The sequence below is a fragment of the Empedobacter sp. UBA7252 genome (assembly GCF_002472765.1).
Taxonomy (GTDB): domain Bacteria; phylum Bacteroidota; class Bacteroidia; order Flavobacteriales; family Weeksellaceae; genus Empedobacter; species Empedobacter falsenii_B.
The window spans coordinates 150,791-174,645 of sequence record NZ_DKSQ01000001.1 but is presented as its reverse complement, the minus strand read 5'-3'; the positions used below and the strand labels follow the sequence as shown (position 1 = coordinate 174,645).

Here is a 23,855-nt window from a genome sequence, read left to right as displayed (position 1 = left end):
TTTATTTCTTGAGGCTTTTTTTGTGGTTATACGTCGCGCTTTAGCTGAACGCTGTAAGCTTTACGCATCTCCAGACTATGTTTTATAAAAAAAGAAGCTTGCTTTCATCCAACAAGAGGCTTCTAATTAGTCAACAAGAAGCTTCTTCTTGATAAAAAGGAAGCTTCCTTTTTACAACTAACTCAGAACTTACAACTCATAACTCGATAACACTCCTTTGTAGATTTTTATTGTCAGTCTTAAATCTTATGTCTTATAACTTATTACTCAAAACTCAGAACTTAAAACCCGCGTTAGGGATAGCAGTGGAAATCCTTTTGTAGAAATTGTATTTCCTGTAATCACTTCTAATCTTCTTTTACAAAAGATTGCAACGGATAGCCCGACCGAGCGATTTGCATTAGCTGTGTTTGTATTATTTTGCTTATTCTATGAATAATATAAATGGAAGGCAAAGAGCGAGGGAACGCCCAAATTTATTATCTTTACTCAAAACCTATATATTATGGAAGAAAATCAGTATGATAATCAATTGTTACCAAAGGAAAGTTGGTTTAAACGTAATTGGAAATGGGTTGTGCCTGTTGGCTGTTTGTCGTTTGTGATTTTATTTTTTGGATTGTTAATTGGTGGTGCTTTTTGGGGTTTTAGTAAGATAACTTCGGATAGTGATGTAACGAAACATGCAATTAATATTATTAATCAAAATGTTGAAGTTCAGCAGAAATTGGGTACGGATGTTAAAACGAACGGAGTTTTTACTGGAAATATTTCTATTACAAATGATATTGGTGAAGCTAACATTTCTGTACCTATAAAAGGAACAAAAGGTTCTGGAACTGCAATTATTGTAGGAGAGAAAGAATTTGATAAATGGAATTATGAAAAGATTGCGGTTCAGGTTGATGAAACTGGAGAAGTGATCGAAATAAATAAAGTAAAAGAATAAGCTAACGAATGAGTTAGCTTTTTTTATTTAGCTATTATTGATAAAGATTTAATTGTTTATTCAAAATAATAATTTTACTTTTGATTAACATTTGGTGCGAACTTAACCGTTCGGTAACAGGGAATCAGGTGAAAATCCTGAACAGACCCGCTGCTGTAAGCTCCATATTTTTTAGATACATTATATCCACTGTTTTTAATGGGAAGGATTTCTAAAAAAGGAGTAAGTCAGAAGACCTACCAAAATGATAAATGTTGAATGCTTTCGGGGACTAAAGCGTGAAGTTCAAATTTTGGATAGGTTCGTCCTTTCAATACTTCTTCATATACTCTCGTTAGCAACAATTGATTATTGCTAAATGAGAAATCTAAAAACTATAATTATTTGTTGCAGCTTGATTTTGCTTTCATGTCGCATAGCCTCTGCGCAAATTATTCATGATAGTATTTTAGAGCTTCAGCAAGTTAATATTTTAAAAAATAATGTAAAAGCCGTTGTTCCTGTTCAGGAATTGAAAGGAGCGGAACTAGAGGCTTTAAATAGCCATTCTGTGGCAGATGCTGTTCGTTTTTTTGCAGGAGTGCAAATTAAAGATTACGGTGGAGTTGGAGGTTTAAAAACTATTGATGTTCGTGGGATGGGATCTCAACATGTTGCAGTTTTTTATGATGGAATTCAACTTGGAAATGCGCAGAATGGAATTGTCGATTTAGGAAAATTTTCTTTAGACGATATGGAAATGATTTCTTTATATAATGGTCAAAAAAGTAATATTTTTCAATCAGCGAAAGATTATGCTTCTGCTTCTGCTATTTATCTTCAAACCAAAAAACCTGTTTTTATTGGTGATAAAAAAACGAATGCTACACTTCGTTATAAGTTAGGCTCGATTCAATTAATCAATCCTTCTATTCGTATTGAACAGAAAATTACGGATAGATTATCAGCTGTTTTGAGTGCAGAATATGTTAAAACGAATGGTATATATAAATTCCGTTATCAACGCAAAAATTTGGATGGAACTACTGCATACGATACACTTTTGAAACGTAGAGATGGACAAGTTGATGCAAAACGTTTGGAATTAGGATTGATCGGAAAAGGAAATCAATCGAATTGGAATGTAAAAGGATATTTGTATGATTCGGATCGTGGAATTCCTGCTGCAATTGTGCGTGGTCGATTTGATGGACGTGGACAAACTTTGGTTGATAGAAATTATTTTGTTCAAGGTAAATATGAGAAACGATTCAGAAATTTTCAATCGAAGATAAACGCAAAGTTTGCTTACGATTTCACCCATTATACAGATACAGTTTCGACAGTAAAAATAGAAAATAAGTACACACAACGCGAGTTTTATGTGTCTTGGGCGAATCTTTATTCGATTACAGATAATTGGGATGTGAATGTTGCAACAGATTATCAGTTTAATAATATGGGAGCAGATTTAAAGAATTTTTCTTTTCCTACTCGTCATACAAATCTTGTTGCGTTCGCGTCTACTTATCGTCTTGGACGTTTGAGTTTACAAGGAAGTTTATTTGGAACTTTTGTAAAAGAATCAGTAGAAATGAACACAAGTGCGCCTGATAAAAATATATGGACGCCAACGATTATCGCCAATTATCAACCATTCAAATCTCACGATTTTAATATCAGAGCGTTTTATAAACGTATTTTTAGAATGCCAACGTTCAACGATTTGTACTACACAGACATTGGTTATGCGAATCTTCGACCAGAATATTCTACACAATATAATGTTGGTTTTACTTATTCTAAATCATCTCAAAATTTCTTCAAAAATATTACGATTCAAGCCGATGCTTTTTACAATGAAGTAACTGATAAAATTGTGGCTGCGCCTTCTGGAAGTTTGTTTCGTTTCACTATGCTCAATTTGGATGAAGTCAGAATAAAAGGGTTGGATGTTAAAATTCGATCAACATTTCAATTAGGAGAAATAGAGGTTTCGCCAATGCTTAACTACGGTTTTTTGCAAGCGTTAGATTATTCGAATCCTAAAAAAAGTTACTACAAAAATCAAATTCCATATACACCAAAACATAGTGGCTCTTTTGTTTTAGCGGCTTCTTATAAAACATGGAATTTTAATTACAGTTTTATTTATGTGGGAGAACGTTACAATGTTCATCAAGATAATATTAAAATAAATCGTCTTAATCCTTGGTTTACAAATGATTTAGGGATACATAAAGAGTTTAGGTTGAATCAAAGTCTATTCAAAGTTTCTTTTGAATTAAATAATATTTTGAATCAACAATATGATGTGGTTTTAAATTATCCAATGCCAGGAAGACAATTCAAGCTAATATTAAGCGCAAACTTATGAGAAATTTCAAACAATTATTCGTCTGTTTTTTAACAGCAATTACTTTTTATGCTTGTCAGCAAGATACTTATTTGATCGAGAAAGAGGAAGAAGGTGTAACCGATCCCGAAAAAACAGATGTCGTTGGTTTTTATTTACTAAACGAAGGAAAAATGGGAAGTAATATGGCTACGGTAGATTATATGGATTTTACAACAGGAACCTATAATAGAAATATATATGCAACCGTAAATCCTACTATGGTAAAGGAATTGGGAGATGTTGGGAATGATATCAAAATTTATGGAAATAAGTTATATGCGGTTATCAACGTATCAAATTTTATCGAAGTAATGGATGTAAGAACAGCCAAACATCTGGGAACAATTCCTTTAGAAAATGGTCGTTACATCACGTTTGCAAATGGGAAAGCGTATGCATCTTCGTATGCTGGTCCTGTTACAATCGATCCGAAAGCGCCTTTGGGAAAAGTGGTCGAAATAGATACGATTAATTTATCGGTTACGCGACAAGTGACCGTAGGTTATCAGCCAGAAGAATTAGAAGTTGTTGGGAATAATTTGTATGTAGCAAACTCAGGAGGATATCGAGTTCCTGAATATGATAAAACGATTTCTGTGATTGATTTATCAACGTTTAAAGAAACTAAAAAAATTGATGTTGAAGTAAACCTTCATCGTTTAAAAAAAGATGCAGATGGCGATTTATATGTGACTTCTCGTGGTGATTATTACAACGTTCCATCAAATTTATATGTGTTGGATAGTAAAACGCATCAAATCAAAAAGAAATTTGATATTCCTGTTTCTAACTTTACAATTGTTGATAACAAACTCTATTATTATTCAAACGAATTTAGTTACACAACTTTCGAATACACAAAAACTTATGGTGTAATTGATACCAAAACAGAACAAGTTATCAACAAAACATTGGTCAATGATCCTGTTATTAATGAAATCGAAACGCCTTACGGAATTGCTGTAAATCCTCAAACCAAAGATCTTTTTCTAACCGATGTCGGAAATTATGTTTCGATGGGTTACATCTATTGTTTTGATAAAAATGGTGCTTTTAAATGGAAAACTGCTGCTGGAAATATTCCTGCTCACTTTGCTTTTGTCTATAAATAAAATTTACATATGAAATATTCTAAAATCTTACTAACCGCACTAAGTTTTGCTTTAATACAAAGCTGTAGTGATGATGAAAACATTATCGAGACTAATCCTGATAATGCTACTTTACAAGTATCTTATGATGCAGCACGTTTAAAAATTGTTTCAATTGAACCAACTGTTTCTGGTTTCGAAAATGCAACATATACATGGAAACTTGGCAATGAAATTATTGGTAATGAGAAAACCTTAGGTTTTGTTTCTGATAAAGTTGGTGCTTACGATTTAACATTAGAAATTACTTCAGGAGTAACTTCTAAAACGATAAAAACAAAGGTTAATGTTACACAAGAATTATCTACTTACAGTAAATATATTTCTCAAGTCTTTGATTATTTGCCAGCAGTTGGACAATTCACAAATGCTTTACCATCTTATGTAACAGGAGAAACTCAAGCTGATATGACAGCCAAAGCTGCTAAGGCTTTAGTAGGAGAAAAATCTACAATGATTACACTTGGAGGTTACGGAGGATATGTGGTATTTGGTTTTGACCATACGATTATGAACCAACCAAACAAACGCGATTTTAAAGTTTTAGGAAATGGTTTTGCTGGATCTTCTGAACCTGGAATTGTGATGGTTGCATATGATAAAAATAAAAACGGAAAACCAGATGACGACGAATGGTACGAAATTGCAGGAAGTGAGTACACGAATCCAAATACAATAAAAAATTATAGTATTTCTTATCAAAAACCAACCGAAGAAGATAAAATACCTAATCCTGAATATGTAAAATGGACAGATAATCAAGGAAATTCAGGTTATAAAACTAAAAATTCTTATCATAAACAATCATATTATCCATTGTGGTTTGGTTCGGATCAGTTAAAATTCTCAGGTACACTTTTGGCAAGCAATTATACAGAGAAAAATGGTATTTGGACTGGTAAACAATTGGCTTATGGTTATGTAGACAATGCACCAAATAACAGCGAAGATTCAAATATTGATATTGATTGGGCTGTTGATAAAAATGGAAATCCTGTTAAATTATTAGGAATCGATTTTATCAAAGTTTACACAGCAACAAATCAAGAAGCGGGTTGGTTAGGCGAAATCTCAACAGAAGTTGCAGGTGCTTATGATTTGCATTTATAATATAACAAAACTAAATAAAATGAATTTTAATTTTACAAAGAAATTATTCTTTAATTTCTTATTTGCTACATCATCAATCTTTTTATTGACTTCTTGTAATAATGATGACGACAATACTGAATTAGTAGATCAACAAAAATATGAAACTTTAGATTTATCAAAGTTTGATTTAACAAAAGGAACTGCTACAGCCGGAGGAAAAATTTGGGAAGGTACTTATACAGAAGACGCTGAATTAACTTCAGGTATTTTCAAGTTTAAACATACAGCTTGGCCAGAGTATTTAACATGGATGGGATTCACGGTTTCTAATAGTAATGACAATTCTGATCAAATAGATAAAGAAGGCGGTTGGTTAGATAATCAATGGGGTACAATGGCAAAAGGTGGTGCAGATGGACAAGGAACACCATTTTTAGTCTCTTTCGCTGATCACAAACCATCTGAGAAAGTTTTGAAATATGGAGAAGAAGTTAAGATTGACAGATTTTCGAGTGTAGTAGAAATTACTGATACAGCTAATAAATACAAAGCAAAAAATGTAAAGTTAGCTATTAGTCCGTGGCCATATTATGGGATTTTGAATGGTGATGCATATGCAAGAAAGTTTGTAAAAGGAGATTATTTCGCGATTCATATTTATGGTGTTTCAGCAAATAAACAATTGACTACAGAAAAACCTGTAACTCATTATTTTGTTGATTTTAGAAATGGAATAAATAATATTTCAACAAATTGGCAAGATGTGGATCTTTCTGCTTTAGGAGAAGTTAAATATTTAATGTTCTTTTTAGAAACTACAGATGTAGGAAATTGGGGAGCAAACACAGCATTATACTTTACAATGGATAAATTAAAAGTAGAAAAAATACAATAATCTAACATTCTAAATATTTTTATCCGAGGCTGTCATTTTTGGATGATGGTTTCGGATTTCTAAAAAAACAATACATGAAGAAATTTTTACTTTCGATTTTTACAATAGCTGCAATTCAAACAAGTTTTGCACAAACAAAAGAATATACAAACGGCGTTTTTATTGTGAATGAAGACTGGTTTGGTAAAGCAAATGGGGCAATTAATTTTATCAATGCAAATGATTCGGTTGATTATAATGTTTATAAAACAGTTAATCCTGGAGAAAAATTAGGTGTAACTTCTCAATATGGAACGATATACGGTGATAATTTTTTCATTGTTTCGAAACAAGAAAATCGTTTAGTTGTAGCTGACTCGAATACATTACAGAAAAAAGCCAGCTTCGAAACAATTGGTGGTGATGGAAGAAGTTTTGTAGGGGTTGATGCTAAAACAGGATATGTAGGAACTTCAAGTGGACTTTATTTGTTTGATATCGAAAATATGAAACTTGGTTCGATAATCGATGGAACTTCTAAAGTTGGTCAAGTAGGAAATATGATTCGTACATCTAAATTTGTTTTTGCTGTTTCAAGTACTGGAGGAATTTTAGTTATCGACCCAAAAACACATCAAATAAAACAAACGATTGCTGGAAGTTTTATTTCTGTAGTTCAATCTAAAGATGGAAATGTGTGGGGGGCTTTATCTAAAAAATTAGTCAAAATAAATCCTACTACTTTAGAAACTTCAGAAATTGCTATTCCTACGAAAACAGTTCCAGCTCCTTTTGCTTGGAATGCTGGTACTTTTTGTTCTTCAACACAAGATAATACTATTTATTTTTTATCAGGAATCAATGTTGTGAAATACGATGTAACAAATAATAAATTTGAAGAAAGTTTTATATAGATTCCTGGTCAAGATACAACACCAAAGGAAACATATTATGGAGCAGGTTTAAGAATTGATCCGTTGACAAACGAACTAGTATTAACTACTATTGGTTCAGGTTGGGGAACTAATTCTCAAATTAATTTTGTGCATAGATTTTTTGATAATGGAACTCTTAAAGAGTCGGTGAAATTAAGTGAGTATTATTGGTTTCCTTCAATGCCTGTTTTTCCAGATAATGCGGCACCAATTATCAATGATTTAGAGACAACTTATCAAATTAACACAGCAACAACAATTGATTTGAAAGATAAAGTTTCGGATGTTGATAATTTATCAGCAGCGATTGTAAAAGATTTAGAAATCATTGAAAATGATGATGTAGCTGAAATTTCGATTAATGATAAGGAAGAATTAGTGATTAATCCACTAAAAAATGGAACAGCTAAAATTAAACTTTCTTTCAATTCGAATGGAAAAGTTGTTTCACAAAACATCACAATTTCATCAGCCGTTTTAGGTACAAATGATTTAGCTAAATCTGTTGTAAATGTTTATCCAAATCCTGTTAATAATGTATTGTTTATTGAAACAAATGAAGCTTCAAAAGCCGAAATTTTCGCTATTACAGGAACTAAAATGACAGAGAAAACACTTCAAAAAGGGAAAAATCAATTAGATGTTTCCTCTTTACCAAAAGGTGTTTACATCATAAAAGTTAACAATTCTACTTTCAAGGTAATCAAAAAGTAGTGTGTTATTTATTTGTGGAAAAAAGGTTGAGCATTGCTCAACCTTTTGTTTTTTTTTTTAAATATTGATTCCGTACGTATTTTTTATTTCAGCCATCACAAAAGAGCTGTGCGTACTCCCGATGCTTTCTAAAGCGCCCAATTTATTGAAAACAAAATCTTGATATTGCTTCATATCCAAAACTTGTACTTTTAAGATAAAATCATATTCGCCCGAAATATTATAACATTCCACCACTTCATCAATCAACAAAATATCTTCCACAAGTTTATTCCCAATCGTGCGATCATGTTGTTTTAGCTTAATGCTGCAAAAAACCATAAAGCCTTTGTTCAGCTTTTCTGCATCCAAAACCGCTCTATAATTTTTGATATAACCTTGTTGTTCCAACCTTTTTATACGTTCAAAAACGGGTGAAGGAGATAAATTAACTAAAGCAGCAATTGCTTTTACTGTCAATTTCGAATCTTTTTGTAGAATTCTTAATAATTCTAAATCGGTTTGATCTAATGTTTCCATCCAAATAATATTCTTTTCAACACGATATTTTATCGTTGTTTAAGTGTTTTGTTTTGTAAAAATATTAATAATAAGTTGTATAATCTTATTTTTTCAAGTTTTACAATCGTTTATTTTGTCTTGTTACATTTGTAAAGAAATAAACAACAAATTATTGGGGAATCGTGTGAGAATCACGAGCTGTCGCGCAACTGTAAGTAATGCAAATTACAAGTCAGATTACCAATAGAAACAAAAGATGATACTTTCGCGATTTGAAGTCAGTCTGTCACAATAGGTTTACTATTTATCAACTCGCGTTTGTGTTTTTGAACATTAAAAAACAATCAAAATGCAAACACAAATTTTAGGTTATCCAAGAATTGGCGCTAACCGTGAACTAAAAAAAGCCTGCGAAAACTATTGGGCAGGTAAAATTGAACTACAAGCTTTATTGCAAACAAGCCGTACAATTACCAAACAAAATTGGGCATTGCAACAAGCTGCCGGAATTGATTTAATTCCGTGTAATGACTTTTCTTTTTATGATCAAGTTTTAGATTCTACGTTATCAGTTGGTGCAATTCCAGCGCGTTTCAATACGGTTGCGTTAAATAAAAAGAACACAGAATTAGACTTGTATTTTGCGATGGCAAGAGGTTATCAAAAAGATAATTTAGATATTACAGCGATGGAAATGACAAAATGGTTTGATACCAACTATCATTATATCGTTCCGGAATTTGTAAAAAATCAAGAATTTAAATATTTCTCAAACTCAATTGTAAACGAATTTATCACTGCAAAAAAAGAAGGTTTTAATCCAAAAACTGTTTTAATTGGACCGATTACGTATTTATTATTAGGAAAAGAAAAAGAAGAGGGATTTGATCGAATTGATTTAATTCAGAATTTATTGCCAGTTTACTTTGAAATTATTCATGATTTAATCAATCATGGAGCAAATACAATTCAGTTCGACGAACCTTTTTTAGCTTTAGATTTAGACGAAAAATCGAAAACAGCTTATCAAGAAGTTTACAAAAAAATAAGAAAAGAATTTCCTCAACTTACAATTCAGGTCGCAACTTATTTTGATGGATTGAAAGATAATACAGCTTTAGCAATCAATTTACCAATTGATATTTTGCATCTTGATTTGGTTCGTGACGAAAATCAAATCGATGAAATATTGAATCTAATTCCTTCTCAATTAAAACTTTCTTTAGGTTTAGTTGATGGTCGAAATATTTGGAAAAATGATTTTCAAAAATCGCTTTCAACCATAGAAAAAGTTGTGAACAAAATTGGAGAAAAACGTGTTATTATTTCAACATCTTGTTCATTATTACATTCGCCTTGTGATTTAGATTTAGAAACAAACGAAAAAAATCTTCCGACAACAATCAAAGATTGGTTTGCATTTGCGAAGCAAAAATTAGAAGAAGTTGCTTTCTTAAAAAATTATTTTTCAAACCCGAATGACGAAAAATTGATTCAACAATATGAAGCGAATCAATTCTCTATTAATAATAGAAAAAATTCTCAATTAATTCATCAAACTCAAGTTAAAGAACGAGTAAATGCAATAAAAGATGAAGATTATAATCGTACAAATAGTTTTGGACAACGAAAAATTGTGCAACAAAATGTATTGAATCTTCCGCCTTTCCCAACGACAACAATCGGATCTTTTCCACAAACACAAGAGGTGAGAAGTTGGCGTGCGAAATATAAAAAAGGAGAATTATCTGCCGAAGAATATGATACTTTATTGAAACAAGAAACCAAGCGTACGATAGAGTGGCAAGAGGAAATTGGCATTGATGTTTTGGTGCATGGTGAATATGAGCGCAACGATATGGTGGAATATTTTGGTGAAAAATTAGCCGGATTTGTCTTCTCTAAAAATGGTTGGGTTCAGAGTTATGGAACGCGTTGTGTAAAACCGCCTATTATTTTTGGTGATGTTTATCGCCCAGTTCCAATGACGGTTTATTGGTCGAAATATGCGCAATCTATCACAGAACAAAAAGTAAAAGGAATGTTGACTGGTCCAGTTACGATTTTGCAATGGTCTTTTGTTCGCGATGATCAACCAAGATCTACGACGTGTAAACAAATTGCATTGGCGATTCGTGATGAAGTTTCAGATTTAGAAAAAGCTGGAATTAAAATTATTCAGATTGATGAACCTGCAATTCGAGAAGGTTTACCATTGAGAAAAGATGAATGGCAAAATTATTTGAAATGGACGGTTGATTCGTTCAAATTAGCTTCAAGTAATGTTGATGATTCTACTCAAATTCATACGCATATGTGTTATTCAGAATTCAACGATATTATTCAAAATATTGCTGATTTAGATGCGGATGTTATTACAATTGAATGTTCGAGAAGTCAAATGGAATTATTAAATGCTTTTTCAGATTTCAATTATCCAAATGATATCGGACCTGGAGTTTATGATATTCATTCGCCTCGAGTTCCGTCGAAAGAAGAAATGGTTGATTTGATAGAGAAAGCGGCAAAAGTTATTCCGGCAGATCAATTATGGGTGAATCCTGATTGTGGACTAAAAACGCGTCATTGGGAAGAAACCGAAAAAGCTTTGATTGAAATGGTTGCGGCGACAAAAGAATTAAGAAAAATATATACGCCAAAAGCGATTTAAGCTTAACATCCTACTTTTATGACTTAAGTAGTGTAGTGTTATTTATTTGTGAAGAAAGGTTGAGCAACGCTCAACCTTTTGTGTTTTAATAATAATTTATCGTTCGTTTTACAACATATTTCAATTCTCCATTAGTTGAAATAGAGGCTTTTATCCAATTATTTTTCGAATCATATTCATACGAAACTTGATAAGAAGTTAAAACTACTTGTCCATTTCGGAAGGATTGTTTTTTAAAGTTGACAATTTCATTTTTCGAATCGAAATCAGCTTGATAGGCTAACGTTTTATTGGCGTGAAATGATTGTAATTTAGAAATATTTCCATTCTCAAAAAACATTATTTTGCTCGAATTTCCAGCAATTTCTTCCTGAAAAATAGGCGTTTCTTTATCATAAATATAATACGATTTTCGTCCTTTTTTTCCATCAAAAGAAGTTATTTCATCCAAAACCAATAAACCATTTTTGTTATACGTCAAATTATTTTCACTAATCGTAGAACCTTCCACTTTTGTTGTGATTTTATCCAACTTATTCGAATAATTAAAAATCGTTTCATAATTAGATTTTGACGATTTCCCTTCGATTTTTTCTGTCAAGTTTATCAACTGATTTTTATTGTCATAAACGAAGTTTTTGTCCGAAGCAACTCGTTTTGGATCTTCACCATTGTTAATAACTGTATTCGTTTGTTTATCAATTAAATTTGAGTTATTGTAGTCGTAATTAACATAGTTATAAACAGCTAATTTTCCTTGATAATCCAAATAATTTGTTCGTTTTGTTAACAAACCTTTTGAATTAAATTCTAACGAAATTTGATTGTAAAATTCATTTTCTAAAAAAGGTAAAGTTGTGGTGTTTCCTTTTGCATTTGTTGCGTTTGAAGTCACTTTTTCAACCTTTCCTTTTAGATTAAAGTCAGCTAAAGTTGTTTTAACTTCATAATCATTCGTTGAAATTTTTTGTGCAAAATTAACTTGTGAGACAGCCAAACAAATTGTCGTTAAAATTATTTTTTTCATGTTTTGTTTAAAATTGATAACCGATTTTAAAGTTAAGATTTAAATTGAAATCTGTAGAAGAACCTTCTTTTTTATAATGATTTTCTAAACCGCTCATAAAATAATCAAAAATTCGAGTATCAACACTTTCTAAATTTGTAATATTCGAATATTTTACATTTCTATTTTTTACACCTAAACCAACTTTTGGCATTAGTATAAGACCTTTGTGCAACTGTATAAAAACATTATAATTAAGATTTATTCCATATTTTTCTCGCTTGTAATCGGCAGTATCATAAGAATATAAATAAGAAAAATTTTGATCATCTTTTCGATAAAATTCTCCATTTTCAAGATGATCAGTGTGATGAATATAGAAAAATTCAGAAGAAATAAGATGTTTTACTCGTTTGTTTTCGCTTAGATTGATAAAAAATTCTGGTCGAATCTCAAAAAGTTGATAATCTTCGTTGATTTTATATTTTGGTTTGTGACTAAGAGGAATGCTATGATAACTTCCGTAGCCGATTTCAGAGCCAATCCAATAACGTTCGTTGAGTTTATAAATGTATCCAAACGTCCATCTTGGAGGTGATAATGCTGCTGAAAGAACGCTAAAAGTGATGACATTTTTGCGCTCATCGCTTGATTTTTCTTGTGCTGAAATGAATTGTCCAAAACCAATAACGAACAAAAAAAGTAAAAAATTCTTTTTCATATAAATAGTATTTAAAAGAAAGAGAATCAATTGCTTAAAAGGTTGCGTGAACCAAGATTATTTTGAAGTTAATTATTTCTTCAATTCATACCAAAAGCAATCCAAATCCCACATGTCAAGATGAAAAGTTTCAGTGACTTCAAATCCCATTTTTTCTAACACATTTCGAGAAGCTTTATTATCAACATGCGTTATTGCGTTTAGTTTAATATGTGACATATTTTTTCTGTAAAAGTCCATGCAAGCTTCGGCAGCTTCAGTTGCATAACCTTTTCCCCAAGTTTCTTTTCTGTAACGATATCCGATATCAATAAAATCGAATTTATTATTCATCGATTCGCTTTCTATAATATATTTAAAACCAGTCCAACCAATCATTTTACCTGTTTCTTTTTCAACAACAGCAAGACGACCATGTCCAAGTTCTTCATATTGTTTTTGGATATCTTCAATAATTTCTTTTGTTTCTTCAATGGTTTGAATAGGTTCTGCTTTTAGAAATTCATGAACTTCTGGTTGTGAATCCATTTCAAAAAAATCTTGTAAATCATCAATCGTAATAGGTCTGATGATTAACCGTTCTGTTTCGAGTGTTGGTAAATATTTCATTGAGTTATAGTTTTGATTAAAGATAGTATAAAATATAAAATCCTCGCAATTGCGAGGATTTTATCTATATTCTCAATACTAAAATCTAGTATCTAAAATCTTTTTTTATCCAACGATATTAATGATTTTTCCAGGAACAATAATAATGTTTTTCGGAGTACGATCACCCAATTGTTTGATTGTACGTTCGTCGTTCATTACAATTTCTTGAATTTCTTCTTTCGATAACGACAAAGGTAATTCTAACAAAAATTTCATTTTACCATTGAATGAAACTGGATATTCTTTAGCATCTGCAATCAACCATTTTTCTTCGAAAACAGGGAAATCTGCATGTGCAATTGACGTTTCATGTCCTAATTTTGACCACAATTCTTCTGCAATATGCGGTGCATAAGGAGAAATAATAATAGCCAAAGGCTCTAAAATTGCACGTTTAGTTGTTTTTAATTTTCCTAATTCGTTTGCAGCAATCATAAAAGTAGAAACCGATGTATTAAAAGAGAAATTGTTTACATCTTCGTCCACTTTTTTGATGGTTTGATGCAACACTTTCATTTCTTCTTTTGTTGGTTCATCTTCCGAAACAAAAAATGTTTCTTCTGTTCCTGAATGATATAATCTCCAGAATTTTTTCAAGAATGAATAAACTCCAGATAAACCTTGTGTATTCCATGGTTTAGACTGTTCAACAGGACCTAAAAACATTTCGTATAAACGTAAAGAATCTGCTCCATATTGATTACAAATATCATCAGGATTTAAGACATTGTAGTAAGATTTTGACATCTTTTCAACCTCACGTCCTGTGATGTATTTCCCATCTTCTAAGATAAATTCTGCATTAGCAAAATCTTCTCTCCAAGTTTTGAATTTTTCTGTATCTAATTCGTCGCCTCCATCTTTTAACAACTTAACATCAATACGGATTGGTGTTGTTTCATGTTGATCTTTCAAAGATTTAGAAACAAAAGTATTTGTTCCATTAATTCTATATGCATAAGCGGTCATTCCCAAAATCATTCCTTGGTTGATAAGTTTTTTTGCATACTCATCCGTTGGAACTAAACCTTTATCGAATAAGAATTTTTGCCAAAAACGAGAATATAATAAGTGACCAGTAGCATGCTCAGATCCACCCATGTATAAATCTACATTTTGCCAATAATCAACAGCCTCTTTAGATACAAAATCGTTGTCGTTTTTTGCATCCATATAACGTAACCAATACCAAGAAGAACCTGCCCAACCTGGCATTGTATTTAGTTCTATTGGGAAAATAGTTTCGTTATTGATTAAAGTATTATCTACAACTTGATTAGTTGTTGTATCAAAAGCCCATTTTGTTGCACGCCCTAATGGTGGCTCACCTTCAGATGTTGGTAAATATTCGTCCACTTCAGGTAAAATAATTGGTAAAGCTTCTGTAGGAATTGTGTAAGGCATCCCGTCCTTGAAGTAAACAGGAACCGGTTCTCCCCAATATCTTTGACGAGAGAAAACAGCTTCGCGTAAACGGAAGTTTGTTTTTCCTTGTCCAAAACTTTTTTCTTCTAAAGCTTCAATCGCTTTTGCAACCGCTTGTTTATAATCTAATCCGTTTAAGAAATCAGAATCTTGTAATTCGAATCCACCTTTTTCTGTAAAAGCAGCTTCAGAAATATCTTGATTTTTGAAAATATTAATAATTGGTAAATTGAAATGATTTGCAAAAGCAAAATCACGTTCATCACCAGCAGGAACAGCCATTACAGCTCCAGTTCCATAAGAAGCCAATACGTAATCACCAATCCAAATCGGAATTTGTTTTCCTGTAAATGGATGAATGGCGTAAGCCCCGGTAAATTCTCCTGTAATATTTTTAGCATCCGCTAAACGATCACGTTCAGAACGTTTTGAAGTATAATCGACATAAGCATCAACTTTTGCTTTGTTTTCTGCTGTTGTAATTTGAGAAACTAAAGGATGCTCTGGCGCTAATGTTACATAAGAAACACCAAAAACAGTATCAGGACGAGTAGTGAAAACTTCAATTTTTTCATCGTTTCCTACAACATCAAAAAAGATTGATGCACCTTGAGATTTACCAATCCAATTTTTTTGAGATTCTTTGATCGGATCTGGCCAATCTAATTTATCTAAACCAGTTAACAAACGATCAGCGTAAGCCGTGATACGCATCATCCATTGTGTCATTTTTTTGCGCACAACAGGGAATCCTCCACGTTCAGATAATCCGTTAATTACTTCGTCATTCGCTAAAACAGTTCCTAAATCTGGACACCAGTTTACTTCTGCTTCTGCTAAGAAAGTTAAACGATATTTTAATAAAATTGTTTGTTGTTCTTTTTCAGAATAGGCATTCCATTGATCTGCGGTAAAGATTTCGATATCATCATCTGCCACAGCATTTACACTTGCATTACCCTCAGTTTTGAATGTTTCAACTAATTTTGAAATGGATTCAGCTTTATCGGTTGAATTATCATAATATGAATCAAATAATTGATTGAAAATCCATTGTGTCCATTTATAATATTCAGGTTCTGAAGTTCTGATTTCACGATCCCAATCGTATCCCAAACCAATTTTTTTCATTTGGTTCTCGTAACCAGCAATCACATTTCCTTGTTTATCAACACCACCTTCGATATTCGTTGTTGTTGTAATCGCAGGATGTTGACCAGTTTGAATCGCATATTGTTCCGCAGGCAAACCAAAAGAATCGTAACCCATTGGGTGTAAAACGTTGAAACCCTTTAATTTTTTGTATCGAGAATAAATATCAGACGCAATGTATCCAAGTGGATGACCTACGTGTAATCCTGCTCCAGAAGGGTAAGGAAACATGTCTAATACGTAAAATTTAGGTTTTTCTGATTGATTTTCAGCTTTGAACGTCTTGTCTTCAATCCAAAATTTTTGCCATTTTGGTTCGATTTCATTCGGATTATATTGCATTATTGGAAGTTATATTAAAATTAAATTTATGCAAATTTACATTTTTTATGTATCTTTTAGAATAGAATGGCGATATTTGTACATTAACAATCAACAACTAAACCTAATCCATGAAAAAAGAATTGATATTATATTGGTATCCTTATTTTTTTTTACTGTCCTTATTTTTTCTGTTCGTCATATTGTAAATACGACACGTATTTTTGTGGGGTACGAAGATGGTTTTAATCCTATTAATATCAAATGGAATTTTGATAAAAAGGATTCAACACTTCGTGTCAAAGATCCTATTTATGTCAGAAGTGATTATTATTTGATTGATTATAAAGACAAAGCATTCTTAAAAAAAGATACTGTTCTTTATGCAGAACTTTTTGAGGATTCATTGGCTGTAAAAGGAAATGTATTGAATTTGAAACCTCCTTATTTTTTGTGGAAAGAGACTAAAAACGACACGTTGAAAGTTTTTAAACACAACATTACCTTGAAATTTACTAAGAAGCAAGAACAATATTAAGCCTTCTGTAAATAGAACGAAAAAGTAGAACCTTTTCCTATTTTACTTGTCACATAAATTTTCTGTTTATGGGCTTCTAAAATATGTTTTACAATTGCCAAACCTAATCCAGACCCGCCATTATTACGATTTCGAGATTTATCAATTCGGTAAAAACGCTCAAAAATTCGGTCAATGTCTTCCTGTTTTATCCCAACTCCTTGATCTTTTATTGAGATTTGAATTTTATCATCATATTCTTCAAAATCGATGTTAATTTCTGTATTTGGATTAGAATAATTGATGGCATTTACAATCAAATTGATTAAAACCTGTTGAATTTTCTGAATATCACCTACAACTTTTATCGGTTGATGAATAGGGTAATTTAGAGAAATTTTGATGTTATTTTTTTCAGCTTTAATTTCTAATAAATCAATCACATCTTGTACAAGTGCCGTCAAGTTGAAAACTGAAAATTCGATATTGATTCGTCCACGTTCAAGTTCTGCAATCATGTCCAAATCTTTGACTAAATAAATCAATCGATCAACCGATTTATTGATTCGGTTTAAGTATTTATCGCGAATAGATTCATCTTCAACTCCACCTTCTATCAGCGTTAACAAATAACCTTGTACCGAAAAAAGGGGCGTTTTTAATTCATGCGAAATATTTCCAAGAAAATCTCTTCTGTAATTTTCTCTCTCATTCAAAACATCAATTTCTTTGGATTGATCTTCTGTAATTGTAGAAATTTTTTGAGAAAGTTCTTCAAAATCCATTGTGCTGGATTGAAATTGTGGAATATTTTTCGAGATTTCAGTAAAATCTTTTCTTCGTTGATTTTTTAAAGAAAACCAATAAAATATTGATAATCCAATCAATAAAAGAAGCATTAAACTAATGAAAAATAGTTTTTCTTGGAGAATAAAATCAATATTTCCAAACCATAAAAAAGAGAACAAAACAAATCCTAAAGCCAAGAATAATGTACTGAGAAAGGCAAATAGAAAGATGTTTTGAACTTTGAAAGTTGAAGCCATTACGAGCTTTTAGTCATTTATTTTGTATCCAATTCCTTTGATTGTAGAGAAACGATCGTTCCCAAATTTTTCGCGTAATTTGCGCATATGTACGTCAATTGTACGTCCGCCAACTACAACTTCATTTCCCCAAACTTTCTCCAAAATTTCTTCACGTTTGAAAACACGTTCTGGATTTGAAGCTAATAAAGCAATCAATTCAAATTCTTTTCGAGGTAACAAAAAGTCTTGTCCTTGGTAATTTACTTTATAGGTTTCGCGGTTAATCTCGAAATTATTCAATTTGATGAATTCGTCTTTTGCCGCTTCGTTAGGTTGTTTTAATTTCAATAAAGCATTTAGTTTACTAATTAAAACTTTTGGTTTGATAGGCTTTAAGATGTAATCATTTGCACCAGCATCATAGCCAGCTAATTGAGAAAAGTCTTCAGCTCGAGCAGAAAGAAAAACAACTAAAGTATCCTTGAAAGAATCTAACTTTCTTAATTCGGCACACATTTCCATTCCATCCATTTGCGGCATCATAACATCTAGTAGAATTAAATCTGGACGAAAAATTTTAGCTTGTTTCAAACCTTCTAGTCCGTTTTGAGCTGTTTCTACTTCAAAACCTTCTTTTTTTAAGTTGTAACCAATAAATTCTAAGATATCTGGTTCGTCGTCAACTAATAAAATTTTAATGTTCTTCATAATTGTTTGTAATAACTAAATAAAATTAGTCGATGTAAAATTAAGCTTAAATTTTAGGAGAAATTAGGTAAAAACATTTCTTAACATTCATTTAAAGTTACGATAATTTCATAACAATTACCTAACAAAACCTTTACAATTTCTAAAAATGTTTTTCATTGGATTGAAGCAACTTTGCCATCAAACAAACACGAATTATACAATCGCAATGAAACGCAATTTAACTTTACTTTTATTATTAGGTTCGGCAGCACTTTTTGCACAGACTAATATTAAATTAGAAGGAACTTTATTTGATCAAAAAACAAACCAACCACTTTCTGAAAAAACTTTTGTGGTTGAAGGGTTAAATATTCAAGCAAAAACAGACGATAAAGGTCACTACGAAATTTCTGTTCCAGATGATACATATCAATTAGATATTAGAGTAGACGGTTATCAATCTGTTTCTCAAAATTTATCAGATTCGAATACATTAAACATGTATTTGAAACCAGAAGATTTTAAAGATGGTAAAATTGATTTATCTACAGCTGTTGTAACAGGTAGAAAAGATAAATCTGGAGAAGCTTCTTTACTTAATATACAGAAAAAATCTGTAAAAATGGTAGAGAATATTGGTGCAGCAGAATTGGATCGTAAAGGTGTAAGTGATGCGGCTTCGGCAGTTGCGAAAATGGCTGGTGTTACAAAACAAGAAGGTACAGGAGATGTTTTTGTACGTGGATTGGGAGATCGTTATAACTATACTTCGTTGAATGGTTTACCAGTTCCGTCAGAAAATCCTAGTAACAAGAATATTAAATTGGATTTATTTCCAACAGACGTTATTGATTACATTTCGTTGAGCAAAACATTCAATGTAAGAATGATGGCTGATTTTGGAGGAGCAAATATCGATATTGCATCAAAATTATACGAAGGAAATGGTTTATTAGAAATTGGAACAGGATTAAATTTAAATTCTAATGCGATTACCAATAAAAACTTCAATTTGCAAGATGGACCAAATTGGTTTGGTTTTCAAAAAACAAAAATTCCAGCAAACGCAACAACTGGATATCATTTTACAAATAGTTTCAATCCACAATCTAAATCTGCTGTAGCAGGAGGTTTCAATATAAAAGGAGGAAAAAGTTACAAGTTTGAAAATGGAGCAAAATTCGGATTCTTTGCAACAGCTGCTTTTGATAACTCAGCTCAAAGTATCGAGAAAGGTTTAGCAAGTTCTGTTGATGCTCAAGGAAATAATTTGAAAGGTTTCAACGATTATACAAAAGATAGTTATAATACGAATACAACAGGAATGGTTAATTTGTATTATGATTTTAATCCAAATAATAGATTAAGAGCAAATAGTATTTTTATTAATAACACTTCTCAAAGTTTACAAGAATACAAAGGATTTATTAGAGATTTAGCGGAAGATAATAATGGATTTATTCGTCGTGGAACTTATGAAAGAAACCAAGTTTTTGTCAATCAATTATTAGGAGATCACAGATTAGATGATAAATCTGAGTTTCATTGGGGCGTTTCTTACAATACAGTGAAACAAGATATGCCAGACCGTTTACAAAATACCATGCGTTTGGATAAGCAATCTGGACAATATGTGTTAGCTTCTCAAGATGCTTCGTTAAGTAACCGTTATTATCAAAATCTTAATGAGAACGAGGTTTCTGCGAACTTGGAATATAATCGCGTTTTTGGTGGAGATTTGAAAGACTATAAAGCTAAAATTTCTATTGGATATCAAGGTAGACACAAAGAAAGAGATTTTGAAGGGAATCAATTTAACTTCAAAATTTTGAGAAGTGGAATTCAAGTTGACCCAAATAATTTAGATGCTTTCTTCAATCAATCAAATTATGGTTCAGGGTTCGAAATTACAACATTTGATATCAAATCTGACGGAAGCTATAGATCGCAAGTTTACAGTGGACAAAAAGATATTCAAGTTGGTTTTGCTGAGGTAGAATACAATTTTACAGATCGATTAACAGCAGTTTTGGGAGTTCGTGCTGAATATCTTAAACAAAGTATTGATTGGTACACAGCTTTATCACAAGGTAAAAACTCTTTCGATCAATTCGAATTATTACCAAGTTTGATGTTACGTTATAAATTAACAGATAATCAAAATTTACGCTTCGCTACATCTAAAACATATACACTTCCTCAATTCAAGGAAACAGCTATGTTTGTTTATGAAGATGTAACAGAAACTTTCCGTGGGAATCCAATGTTATATCCATCGACAAATTACAATGCAGACATTAAATGGGAATGGTTCCCAAAAAGTGGAGAAGTAATCTCTTTGGGAGGTTTCGGAAAATATATTCAAGACCCAATCAATACAACAACAATTGCTTCATCATCTAATGATATTTCTTATGCAAATACAGGTGATTGGGGATATGCAGTTGGTGCAGAATTAGAGGTTAGAAAAGCAATTTTAGATAATAAAACATCTAATCCAGAACAATTAACAGTTGGGTTTAATGGTGCTTATATGTATTCTAATCAAGAATTAAACAATGAAAAAGTATACAAAGAAACATTGTTTAATGGACAACGAATCAATACCAACTTTACAAATGCAGAAGATGCATTTACAGGAGCTTCTAAATTTATTACTAATGCAGATTTATCTTATTCTAAGAAATGGGCAAGTGGGGGAAGCGTAATGGCAACTGTGGCTTACAACTATTTCTCTGATCGTATTTATGCGCTTGGAACTGAAACAAGAGGAAATCAAGTAGATAAAGGATTTAGCACATTAGATTTCATTTTACGTTCAAAATTGAATAAAAATATCGGAATCAATTTTTCTGCTAAAAACTTATTAAATCCTACAATAGACCGTGTACAAGAGAATTTGAATGGAGATGTAAAAACATTAAGTTATAAAAAAGGAATGAACTTCGGTTTATCTGTTAACTATCAATTTTAAAACAAAATAAAACAAACACAATAAAACATTTAATTATGAAAAAATCAATTTTAAAACTATTTTTAGTAGGAGCATTTTCTACATTAGCCTTAACAAGCTGTAGTAATAACGATGATAATGGAGATATTAATACAAATCCTTCTGGGTTTGTTGCGAATCCTGCTGATTTTAAAGGTGAATTAAAAAGTGGAGATAAAATTACTTTAGATCCATCAAAAGTATATTATTTAACAGGGAAAATTCAGGTTAACGACGGTGCTGAATTAACAATTCCTGCTGGTACACAAATTGTTGCAAACGGAGGTACATCTTCTTACATTGCAGTAGCACAAGGTGGTAAAATATTTTCTAACGGAACTTCTGCTAAACCAGTTGTATTTACATCAGACAAAAAAGCACCAGGTTCTTGGGGTGGAGTAGTTTTATGTGGTAAAGCACCAATTAACAAAGCAAAAACAGCTACTGCTGAGGTTTCTGAATTAACATATGGTGGTGATGTTGCAAATGATAATTCTGGTACAATCACATATACTCGTATCGAATATGCAGGAGCAATTTATAATTCTGAAAAAGAGTTTAATGGACTTTCTTTATTTGGTGTAGGTAACGGAACTAAAATAGAATATGTACAAATGTATGCAGGTTCTGATGATGGAATCGAATTCTTTGGAGGAACTGTTAATACAAAATATATTGTATCAAATGAAAATGAAGATGATCAATTTGACTGGACAGAAGGTTGGGTTGGTACAAACGAATATTGGTACGGAAAAGAAGGCCGTAGTAAAGGAAATAGAGGTATAGAGGCTGATAACAATTCAAGTAATCATACTTTAACTCCAATTGCAAATCCTACAATTAGATATGCTACTTTAATCGGTTTAGGTAAAGATTATGTAGGAGAAGGAGAAAACCAAGCAATGAAATTACGTGTTGGTACAAAAGGAAAATTTGAGAATTTTGTTTTAGCAAACTGGGCTAAAGGTATCGATATCGAGCATGATGCTACAATTTCTTGGATTCCGAATGACTTATTCTTGAAAAACGTTCAATTCATTAACGTTGGAGTAGAAGCAACAGGTAAATCTTCTGCAGGTACTGCTGTTGATGTATCAAAAGCTTATGCAAAAGCAGATAATACTGGAGCTGGAAATGGTGTAGATACACCAACTTGGGCAAAAGGATGGACAGTAGGTTTATAATTAAAACTATATAATGATTAAACTTTTCTTATAAAAAAGTTCTTCGTGTTTGTAAATCGCTTTTTTGGGTTCTCCAAAGAAGCGATTTTCTTCTATTATAACTATTTTATTTTAAGTCATTAAAAATAGTTATTTAGAAAAATTCCACGTAAGATAAAGTATTTGTACATTTGTACCATTAAGAATTGAAACAATGGCATTAACAGAAGAACAATTAGATTCGATTGGAGAAAAATTGGTTGAAAAATTCAAGACCGTTTTTGATCCAGAGATTCCAGTAGATATATACGAGTTAGGATTAGTTTATGATGCGCAAGTAAATGCAGATGGTGAAGTAAAAGTTACCATGACTCTTACATCTCCAAACTGTCCAGTTGCAGAAAGTTTACCATTAGAGGTAGAACAACGCGTAGAAGAGATAGAATATGTAACGAAATGTTACGTAGAGATTACGTTCGATCCACCTTGGGATAGAGATATGATGAGCGAAGAAGCAAAATTCGAATTAGGAATGTTATAACTTAACATTCCTAATTTTTTTTGTATCTTAATCCAACAAATTCAAAACACTAAAACTTATGGGATATTTAGGCGTGATCGTTTTTCTTGGAATTATTTTCCTTTTTTTATTCGTCTTTACAGTAAAACAACAAACGGCGGTTGTAATCGAGCGTTTCGGAAAATTTAATAGCATTCGTAATCCAGGATTACAATTCAAAATTCCGATTGTGGATAGAGTTGCAGGAAAAATGTCATTAAAAATTCAGCAATTAGACGTTGTTGTCGAAACTAAAACAAAAGATGATGTATTTGTTCGATTGAAAGTTTCTGTTCAATATCAAGTCATCAAAACTCAAGTTTATGATGCATTTTACAAATTAGATAATCCTTATACACAAATAAC

General features: G+C 31.7%; 19 protein-coding genes, 1 pseudogene and 2 riboswitches. Of the genes and pseudogenes, 13 read left to right on the top strand and 7 right to left on the bottom strand.

Features of this window, described 5'->3' with window-relative positions:
* Positions 1–505: 505 nt before the first annotated feature.
* The 7 genes and pseudogenes from B2X73_RS00795 to B2X73_RS00765 all read left to right on the top strand — a co-directional run bounded on the left by B2X73_RS00795 (position 506) and on the right by B2X73_RS00765 (position 8,092).
* On the top strand, positions 506–949 hold the full coding sequence (locus tag B2X73_RS00795) for a cytochrome c oxidase assembly factor Coa1 family protein (RefSeq protein WP_291046770.1): 444 nt from the start codon (positions 506–508) through the stop codon (positions 947–949).
* Positions 950–1,024: 75 nt separating this feature from the next.
* Positions 1,025–1,208, top strand: a riboswitch (cobalamin riboswitch).
* 99 nt (positions 1,209–1,307) lie between these two features.
* Positions 1,308–3,305 (top strand): TonB-dependent receptor, encoded by a 1,998-nt coding sequence (locus B2X73_RS00790; protein WP_291046769.1) that lies wholly within the window; start codon positions 1,308–1,310, stop codon positions 3,303–3,305.
* A complete protein-coding gene (locus B2X73_RS00785; RefSeq protein ID WP_221856352.1) occupies positions 3,302–4,438 on the top strand; it encodes a YncE family protein in 1,137 nt (378 codons plus the stop codon). The genes B2X73_RS00790 and B2X73_RS00785 overlap by 4 nt, the downstream gene beginning before the upstream one ends.
* Positions 4,439–4,447: 9 nt before the next feature.
* Positions 4,448–5,587 carry a PKD-like domain-containing protein gene (locus B2X73_RS00780; RefSeq protein ID WP_219035417.1) on the top strand — a complete coding sequence of 380 codons (1,140 nt, stop codon included), beginning with the start codon at positions 4,448–4,450 and terminating at the stop codon, positions 5,585–5,587.
* Positions 5,588–5,606: 19 nt separating this feature from the next.
* The gene (locus B2X73_RS00775; RefSeq protein WP_219034856.1) at positions 5,607–6,464 is read left to right on the top strand and encodes a DUF4465 domain-containing protein; all 858 of its coding nucleotides are present in this window, start codon (positions 5,607–5,609) and stop codon (positions 6,462–6,464) included.
* A 74-nt stretch (positions 6,465–6,538) separates the two neighbouring features.
* Positions 6,539–7,561, top strand: a pseudogene (locus B2X73_RS00770) (DUF5074 domain-containing protein); the annotation flags it as partial.
* Entirely contained in the window at positions 7,559–8,092 is a 534-nt protein-coding gene (locus B2X73_RS00765) for a T9SS type A sorting domain-containing protein (RefSeq protein ID WP_349676193.1), read from the top strand. The pseudogene B2X73_RS00770 and the gene B2X73_RS00765, both read left to right, overlap by 3 nt.
* A gap of 57 nt (positions 8,093–8,149) precedes the next feature.
* Here B2X73_RS00765 and B2X73_RS00760 read toward each other — a convergent pair whose 3' ends face one another.
* Positions 8,150–8,611, bottom strand: a complete 462-nt coding sequence (locus tag B2X73_RS00760; protein ID WP_038336827.1) for an Lrp/AsnC family transcriptional regulator — start codon at positions 8,609–8,611, stop codon at positions 8,150–8,152.
* Between the two features lie 109 nt (positions 8,612–8,720).
* Positions 8,721–8,856, top strand: a riboswitch (cobalamin riboswitch).
* Positions 8,857–8,942: 86 nt separating this feature from the next.
* Between B2X73_RS00760 and metE the strand changes: the two genes are divergently transcribed.
* The gene (gene metE, locus B2X73_RS00755; RefSeq protein ID WP_291095466.1) at positions 8,943–11,264 is read left to right on the top strand and encodes a 5-methyltetrahydropteroyltriglutamate--homocysteine S-methyltransferase; all 2,322 of its coding nucleotides are present in this window, start codon (positions 8,943–8,945) and stop codon (positions 11,262–11,264) included.
* 85 nt (positions 11,265–11,349) lie between these two features.
* Here metE and B2X73_RS00750 read toward each other — a convergent pair whose 3' ends face one another.
* The 4 genes from B2X73_RS00750 to leuS all read right to left on the bottom strand — a co-directional run bounded on the left by B2X73_RS00750 (position 11,350) and on the right by leuS (position 16,561).
* Positions 11,350–12,291, bottom strand: a complete 942-nt coding sequence (locus B2X73_RS00750; RefSeq protein WP_286495042.1) for a hypothetical protein — start codon at positions 12,289–12,291, stop codon at positions 11,350–11,352.
* A 7-nt stretch (positions 12,292–12,298) separates the two neighbouring features.
* Positions 12,299–12,991 (bottom strand): hypothetical protein, encoded by a 693-nt coding sequence (locus B2X73_RS00745; protein ID WP_286495041.1) that lies wholly within the window; start codon positions 12,989–12,991, stop codon positions 12,299–12,301.
* A gap of 72 nt (positions 12,992–13,063) precedes the next feature.
* A complete protein-coding gene (locus B2X73_RS00740; RefSeq protein ID WP_125348865.1) occupies positions 13,064–13,600 on the bottom strand; it encodes a GNAT family N-acetyltransferase in 537 nt (178 codons plus the stop codon).
* A gap of 105 nt (positions 13,601–13,705) precedes the next feature.
* Positions 13,706–16,561 carry a leucine--tRNA ligase gene (gene leuS, locus B2X73_RS00735; protein WP_291046754.1) on the bottom strand — a complete coding sequence of 952 codons (2,856 nt, stop codon included), beginning with the start codon at positions 16,559–16,561 and terminating at the stop codon, positions 13,706–13,708.
* A gap of 28 nt (positions 16,562–16,589) precedes the next feature.
* Between leuS and B2X73_RS00730 the strand changes: the two genes are divergently transcribed.
* Complete coding sequence (locus B2X73_RS00730) at positions 16,590–17,078, top strand: hypothetical protein (protein ID WP_291059180.1); 489 nt, start codon at positions 16,590–16,592, stop codon at positions 17,076–17,078.
* Here the strand turns inward: B2X73_RS00730 and B2X73_RS00725 are convergent.
* Together B2X73_RS00725 and B2X73_RS00720 are read right to left on the bottom strand one after the other, a co-directional pair.
* Positions 17,075–18,103 carry a sensor histidine kinase gene (locus tag B2X73_RS00725; protein ID WP_291046750.1) on the bottom strand — a complete coding sequence of 343 codons (1,029 nt, stop codon included), beginning with the start codon at positions 18,101–18,103 and terminating at the stop codon, positions 17,075–17,077. The genes B2X73_RS00730 and B2X73_RS00725 overlap by 4 nt on opposite strands.
* Before the next feature lie 9 nt (positions 18,104–18,112).
* Positions 18,113–18,793 (bottom strand): response regulator transcription factor, encoded by a 681-nt coding sequence (locus B2X73_RS00720; protein WP_291046748.1) that lies wholly within the window; start codon positions 18,791–18,793, stop codon positions 18,113–18,115.
* A 148-nt stretch (positions 18,794–18,941) separates the two neighbouring features.
* Between B2X73_RS00720 and B2X73_RS00715 the strand changes: the two genes are divergently transcribed.
* The 4 genes from B2X73_RS00715 to B2X73_RS00700 all read left to right on the top strand — a co-directional run.
* Positions 18,942–21,749: a TonB-dependent receptor domain-containing protein gene (locus tag B2X73_RS00715; RefSeq protein WP_291095464.1), complete on the top strand. Its 2,808-nt coding sequence runs from the start codon at positions 18,942–18,944 to the stop codon at positions 21,747–21,749.
* 35 nt (positions 21,750–21,784) lie between these two features.
* Positions 21,785–22,951, top strand: a complete 1,167-nt coding sequence (locus tag B2X73_RS00710) for a hypothetical protein (protein ID WP_291046745.1) — start codon at positions 21,785–21,787, stop codon at positions 22,949–22,951.
* Positions 22,952–23,144: 193 nt separating this feature from the next.
* A complete protein-coding gene (locus B2X73_RS00705) occupies positions 23,145–23,471 on the top strand; it encodes an iron-sulfur cluster assembly protein (protein WP_291046743.1) in 327 nt (108 codons plus the stop codon).
* 58 nt (positions 23,472–23,529) lie between these two features.
* Positions 23,530–23,855: SPFH domain-containing protein (locus B2X73_RS00700; RefSeq protein ID WP_291095462.1), on the top strand; the 326-nt coding region annotated here is incomplete at its 3' end.